This window comes from Streptomyces sp. NPDC057654 (assembly GCF_042800135.1).
In the GTDB taxonomy this organism is placed as follows: Bacteria; Actinomycetota; Actinomycetes; order Streptomycetales; family Streptomycetaceae; genus Streptomyces.
On record NZ_JBHVHQ010000514.1, the window covers coordinates 1 to 6,169 of the forward strand.

6 protein-coding genes are annotated in these 6,169 nt (G+C 73.1%); 4 read left to right on the forward strand and 2 right to left on the reverse strand.

The window, feature by feature from the left end; translation table 11 throughout:
- Positions 1 to 224: 224 nt before the first annotated feature.
- On the forward strand, positions 225 to 1,094 hold the full coding sequence (locus ACFU99_RS29395) for an alpha/beta fold hydrolase (RefSeq protein WP_384397764.1): 870 nt from the start codon (positions 225 to 227) through the stop codon (positions 1,092 to 1,094).
- Between the two features lie 24 nt (positions 1,095 to 1,118).
- Here ACFU99_RS29395 and ACFU99_RS29400 read toward each other — a convergent pair whose 3' ends face one another.
- Together ACFU99_RS29400 and ACFU99_RS29405 are read right to left on the reverse strand one after the other, a co-directional pair.
- On the reverse strand, positions 1,119 to 1,382 hold the full coding sequence (locus ACFU99_RS29400) for a hypothetical protein (RefSeq protein ID WP_384397766.1): 264 nt from the start codon (positions 1,380 to 1,382) through the stop codon (positions 1,119 to 1,121).
- Positions 1,375 to 1,743 (reverse strand): hypothetical protein, encoded by a 369-nt coding sequence (locus tag ACFU99_RS29405; protein ID WP_384397768.1) that lies wholly within the window; start codon positions 1,741 to 1,743, stop codon positions 1,375 to 1,377. The genes ACFU99_RS29400 and ACFU99_RS29405 overlap by 8 nt, the downstream gene beginning before the upstream one ends.
- 369 nt (positions 1,744 to 2,112) lie before the next feature.
- Between ACFU99_RS29405 and ACFU99_RS29410 the strand changes: the two genes are divergently transcribed.
- The 3 genes from ACFU99_RS29410 to ACFU99_RS29420 all read left to right on the forward strand — a co-directional run bounded on the left by ACFU99_RS29410 (position 2,113) and on the right by ACFU99_RS29420 (position 5,982).
- Complete coding sequence (locus ACFU99_RS29410) at positions 2,113 to 3,675, forward strand: FAD-dependent monooxygenase (RefSeq protein ID WP_384397770.1); 1,563 nt, start codon at positions 2,113 to 2,115, stop codon at positions 3,673 to 3,675.
- Between the two features lie 283 nt (positions 3,676 to 3,958).
- A complete protein-coding gene (locus ACFU99_RS29415) occupies positions 3,959 to 4,678 on the forward strand; it encodes a hypothetical protein (protein ID WP_384397772.1) in 720 nt (239 codons plus the stop codon).
- Positions 4,675 to 5,982, forward strand: a complete 1,308-nt coding sequence (locus ACFU99_RS29420; protein ID WP_384397774.1) for an ATP-binding protein — start codon at positions 4,675 to 4,677, stop codon at positions 5,980 to 5,982. Before ACFU99_RS29415 ends, ACFU99_RS29420 begins: the two co-directional genes overlap by 4 nt.
- The last annotated feature ends 187 nt before the right edge of the window (positions 5,983 to 6,169 follow it).

The following is a 6,169-nucleotide window of genomic DNA, read 5'->3' on the forward strand; positions in this document are numbered from 1 at the left end:
ACCCGGAGCCCCGAGCTCCCAAGGTCTCCCCTCGCGGACCCTCATCCCCGAGTGGTCCGCCTCCCGGACGATGTCTCCCCTCGGCGGCGGCGGCCAACCCTGGCCCGTTGTCACTCGAACGAGGGGTGTTGCTCGGCATAACAATGCGTTCGAATAAGAGTTCGATAGTGTGGGGCTGTTCGTGGTTGGAGCTGCCCGGGGGATGAATGGGGGTGCCAGGACTGATGGTGCGGCGTATCGACGTGACAGGAGCGGGCGGTGTGCGCCTCGCGGCCTGGGAATTCGCGGACCCGCCCAAGGCGGGCGGCCGGGACGGGGAGGGCGGCCGCTCCTCCGTGCTGTTACTGCACGGCCTGATGGGCCGTGCCTCGCACTGGGCGGAGTCGGCGCGCTGGCTGGCGACGCGGTATCGCGCGGTGGCCCTCGACCAGCGCGGCCACGGCCGCAGCGAGAAGCCGTCGGACGGCCCGTACACCCGTGATGCGTACGTGTCCGATGTGGAGGCGGCCGTAGAACAGCTCGGGCTCGCGCCGGTCGTCCTCGTCGGCCATTCGATGGGCGCCCTCACCGCCTGGCAGTTCGCGGCCCGCCGTCCCGATCTCGTACGGGCCCTGGTCATCAGCGACATGCGGGCCTCGGCGCTCGGCCCGGCCTCGCAGAAGGAGTGGGCCGCCTGGTTCAAGTCCTGGCCCGTGCCGTTCGCGACGCTCGCGGACGTACGGAAGTGGTTCGGCGAGGACGACCCGACGCTGGAGCGGCCCAAGCCGGCGCGCGGCGACTTCTACGCCGAAGTGATGGCCGAGCGCGCGGACGGCTGGCGCCCGATCTTCTCCCGCCGCCAGATGCTGGCCTCCCGCGTCAGCTGGGTCCGCGACGCGCACTGGGACGACCTCGCCCTCGTCGAATGCCCCACCCTCGTCGTCCGCGGCCTCGACGGCGAACTCGGCCGGGCCGAGGCCCAGGAAATGGTCCGCGTCCTCCCCCGCGGCCAGTACGCGGAAGTCCCCGACGCCGGCCACTTCGTCCACTACGACAGCCCGGAGGGCTGGCGCCAGGTGGTCGACCCGTTTCTCGCCGCTGTTGCGCCGAGCTGACGCCGGCGCGGCGGGCCGCCGCGGTCACAGGGGCCAGGGGGTGACCTGCGTGATGTACAGGCGCTCCTGGCGGACGATGATCAGGTACTCGAACATCCCGCACGGCAGGATCTCCGTTTGAAGGGGAGGCGACTGGCCCTGGAAGGACGTGCCGTCGAGGTAGAGCGCCGCCGCCGCGCGTAGCAGTTCGTCGGCGCGTTCCTCGACCTGGGCGACGAAGGCGAGGTCGGGCGTGTCGCCGATGATGGCGCGCGAATCCGGGAAGTACTCCCAGGCCCACTCACTCACCGGTGACACCCGCGACCGCCGCGCGGGCGGCGTTCGTGATGGCTCTGATCTCGTCCATCGCGGACTGCCAGGCCAGGTCGCTCCTGTCGAGTTCCTGGGCCGCCCGCTCGGCCGCGCGCAGGCGGCGGGCGAGGTCGGGGTGGCGCTCGATCTCGATGACGGCGGCCCACTTCAGCTGGAACATGGCGATGGGCCCGAAGCTGTTGGACTGGGTGGCCATCGTGAAGACGGTGTCCCGCTCGGTCGTCATCTCGGCCAGCCGGGACGGGGCGACCTGGGCGAGGGCGGCGCGCAGCGCGGGGAACGTCTTCTCCGGTCTGGGAATCAACTCTCCGCCGCCGTGTACGGGTTGCGAGCTCATGTCTCCGCTGCCTCCTCCAGGGGGCGCCTCCTCCAAGGGGCGTCCGGCCACCGTACGGCAGCCGGGGCGGGAGGGGCGGACAGCGAGCGTATGGGGCCGGATCGGTTCCGGCGATGCCCGGTTCGGCGCGCTGGGGCCCGTATAGCAGCCGTTCGGGGTGCGGATTCGGCCGGGACGTGGCACGCGTGGGGCCGGGAGGCGGCTGGTGAGCAGGGTGTATGCGGCCGGGTGCCGGAGGGCCACGGGGCGTATTCGGCCGACTGCGATATTAAATTCAACAGGCGTTGACACGCGTCCGCGAGCGGGTGTGCACTGGAAGTCAACGAACGTTGGCCAACAGGTGTTGGCATTGGTGGACCGGGAGGCGTCATGTCGTCGCACAGCACGCGCACCACCCGTACTGACCGCACAGCTCGTCATGAGGAGACCGCCCCCGTGCGGGGCGGGGGAGGGGAGGAGTCCGGGGCGGATGTCGTCGTTGTGGGGGCCGGGCCCACGGGGTTGCTGCTTGCCGGGGATCTGGCCGCGGCCGGGGTCCGGGTCGTGTTGCTGGAGCGGAGGTCGCTGGAGTCGAATCTCTCGCGCGCCATCGCCGTGCACGCCCGCACCCTGGAGGTGCTGGACATGCGCGGCATCGCCGAAGACCTCCTCGCGACCGGCGAGTTCATCCCCACCCTGCGCGTCATCGGCGCCCCGCTGGAGCTCTCCCGGCTGCCGACCCGCTTCGCCGGGGTGCTGATGACGCCGCAGTACGAGACCGAGCGCGTCCTGGAGGCGCGGGCCGTCCGGCTCGGCGCCGACATCCGGTACGGGGCCGAGGCCGTGGCGCTGCGCCAGGACGGGGACGGCGTCGAACTGGACGTACGCACCGACGCGGGCACGGAGACGGTCCGCGCCGGGTACGCGGTCGGGACCGACGGGGTGCGCAGCGTCGTACGGCAGGCGCTCGGGCTGCCGTTCCCCGGCAAGTCCGTGCTCCGCTCCGTCATGCTCGCCGACGTCCGGCTGCGGACCACCCCCGCGCACTCGCCCATCGCCGCCTCCGCCCGCCAGGGCATCGCCTTCGTCGCGTCGCTCGGCGACGGCTGGTACCGCGTCATCGCCTGGGACCGGGCCGTACAGCCGCCCGTGGACACGCCCGTCGGCCTGGAGGAGATCCGCACCGTCACCCGCGGAGCGTTCGGCACCGACTTCGGCATGCACAACGCCCGCTGGACCTCCCGCTTCCACAGCGACGAACGCCAGGCCCCGCACTACCGCGTGGGCCGCGTCTTCCTCGCCGGGGATGCCGCCCACGTGCACTCGCCCGCCGGCGGCATGGGCATGAACACCGGCCTCCAGGACGCCGCCAACCTCTCCTGGAAGCTCGCCGCGGCCGTACGGGGCCGGGCCGGGGCCGCCCTCCTCGACAGCTACGAGGCCGAGCGGCACCCCGTCGGCAAGCTCGTCCTGCGGCTCAGCGGGGCGATCCTGCGCGGCGCGGTGATCCGGCCCGCCGCCCTGCGCGCCGCCCGCGCCGCGGCCCTCGACCTCGCGATGCGGGTCGAGCCCGTACGGCGCCGGGCCGCCATGGCGGTCTCCGGCATCGGCGTCGGCTACCCGGCCCCGCCCGGCGCCCACCCGCTCACCGGCCGCCGCGCCCCCGACCTGCCGCTCGCCGGCACCGGCACCGGCGCCGACAAGGAGCCCACGCGGCTGTACGAGGCGATGCGCGACGGCGGGTTCGTACGGGTCGTGCCGCGCGCCCACGGGGGAGGCGAGGAAGGGGACGGCGCCCTGTCGGCGGCCGTACGGACCACCGTCCGCCGCGCCGACGCCGCGCCGACCACGCTCCTCGTACGCCCCGACGGGTACGTGGCCTGGGCGAGCGACCGGCCGGACCCGGACGGGCTGCGCGCCGCGCTGGCCGCACTCACCGGAAGGGCCGGCTGAGCCACCCCGCCGACCGGGCACCGCCCATACCCCGGAAGGACGAGAAAAGTCCCGTCCTTCCGGGACCAAAGACCCTCCCCCGGCCCGCCTTCCCGCGCGTCTGTCTGGATGTACGCCCCGGCATGGGACGTACGACCGTAGACGACCGGAAGGCGGGCCTGACTGTGTGCTCGGCGAGCCGTCTCCATATGTACGCACGACAATGGCGGGGCGCCTGAAACCGGCATTTTGTGGTGTTTTATCCGTAACCGTCGTCCGTAACCGCCATCCGCCTGGAAGTTTCGTGCAGCCTCTCCTCACCCCGTTCCTCCGGCACCCGGCCGTCGCCGCGGTGACGGTGGCCGCCGTGCTGGCGACGGGGACCGGCTGCGGCGCCGGGGCCGGCGGCGAACCCGTCAGCGCCGGTACCACCGCCCCGGCCGCCGCCCCGTCCCCGCTGTGGCCCAGCCGCTCCCCGGCCGCCGTGCCCACCGCCGAGGACCAGGGCAAGGTGCCCTCGACCGTCGTCCCCGGCTTCCGCCGGGTGCCCTCCGAGAACATCCGCGAGGTCGACCCGCTCGCCGTCATCAAGGCCGAGCTGGCCGCCCACCCGGGCGAGGTCACCGGCGCGGACGGGATGGACGAGGCGACCGCGCGCAAACTCGCCGCCTGCTCCTCCGGCAAACCCGGCTGCCCCCTCCTCGCCCCCGTCCACCGCGACATCACCGGCAACGGCAAGGACGACCTGATCCTCGGCTTCGAGATGGAGGACGGGCTGCTGGGGCTGCGCTGCTACACCTTCGTGCACGGCGTACTCACCCGCATCATGGCCACCGCCGTCCACCCCACCTCGGTGGAGGTCGCGGGCCGCGACCTCATCGTCTGGGAGCCCTCGCCGACCCCCAACTACGCCATCCGCTCCGTGTACTCCTGGGACTCCCACCGCCACTACATGGAGCTCCAGAGCGACGAGATCCGGCGGACCGACGCCTCCGGGCGGCCCACCGCGCCGGCGCGCCGATGACGGGCGGGCGGCGGGGGCCGCGTGCCTGGCGGCGGGGGCGGCCGAAGTGGTTCCGGCTCGCCCGGTCCGGCTCCCTCTACGCGAAGTTCACGCTCTTCCTCGCCGTCATGTGCTGCATCGTCGCCGCCGTGCTCGGCACCCTCGTACACGTCATCGTCAACCGGCAGACCGTCCACCAGGCCCGTTCCGAGGCCCTGTCCCGGCTCGACATCGCCGTCCGCTCGTACGTCGCGGGCGACCGGCTGCGCCCCGAAGCCTCCCTCGACGCGCCCGAACTCCCCGACGCCCTGCGGAAGATGGCGCTGCGCGGCGAACGCGGCACCGCGCTCGGCTCCTTCGACGGCGAACCCGCCATGTGGGCGGCGGGGCCCGCCGACGGCAAGGCGCTGACCGTGAAGATCGCCTACCGGCGCAGCGCCGAGACCATCGACGGTCTCGACCGGGCCATCGTGGTCTCCTCCGCCCTGGCCATCGTCGGCACCCTCGTCGTCGGGGTGTTCGCCGTCTCCCGCGTCACCCGGCGGCTGCACCGCACCGCCGATGTCGCGCGGCGGATCAGCGCCGGCGACCTCGACGCCAGGGTCGGCGACCCGCGCACCGCCGATCTCACGCGGCAGCAGGACGAGGTGGCGGCCGTGTCCGCCGCCCTCGACGCCATGGCCGGCACGCTCCAGGCCCGGCTCCAGAGCGAGCAGCGGTTCACCGCCGACGTCGCGCACGAACTGCGCACGCCGCTCGCCGGGTTGCAGGCCTCCTCCGACCTGCTGCCGCCGGGGCGGCCGACCGAGCTCGTACGGGACCGGGTACGGGCGCTGCGCCTGCTCACCGAGGACCTGTTGGAGATCTCCCGGCTGGACTCGCTCACGGAACGCGCCGACATGGACGCGCACCGGCTGGGGCGGCTCGCCGAGCGGGCGGTACGGGCGTCCGGGCTGCCGGCCGAGGTGCGCGTCGTGCAGGACGCGTGCGTGATGACGGACCGTCGGCGGCTTGAGCGGGTGCTCGGGAACCTGCTCTCGAACGCGCATCGGCACGGTCTGCCGCCGGTGGTGGTGGCGGTGGACGGTCCCGTGATCACTGTTCGTGATCACGGGGAGGGGTATCCGGGGTATCTGCTGGAGCATGGGCCGCAGCGGTTCCGGACCGAGCCGACGGTGGCGAGGGGTGGGCAGGGGAAGGGGCATGGGCTGGGGTTGACGATTGCGGTGGGGCAGGCGCGGATCATCGGGGCGGAGTTGGTGTTCTCCAATGATGTGGGGGGTGGGGCGGTGAGTACGCTTCGACTGCCGCTGGGGCCACGGTAGTTGCAGGGTGTCGCCTTTTGGTCTTGTGTCCTCAAGCGCCGGACGGGCTGGGTGGGGCCGGCCTGGGTGGGCAAGTGCGGGTCGGTGGGCGGTTTCGGGGCTCCGCCCCGGGCCCGGTCCTCAAACGCCGGACGGGCTGATTGGGCCGGGCTTCGTGTCTTCAAGCGTCGGACGGGCTGACATGGAT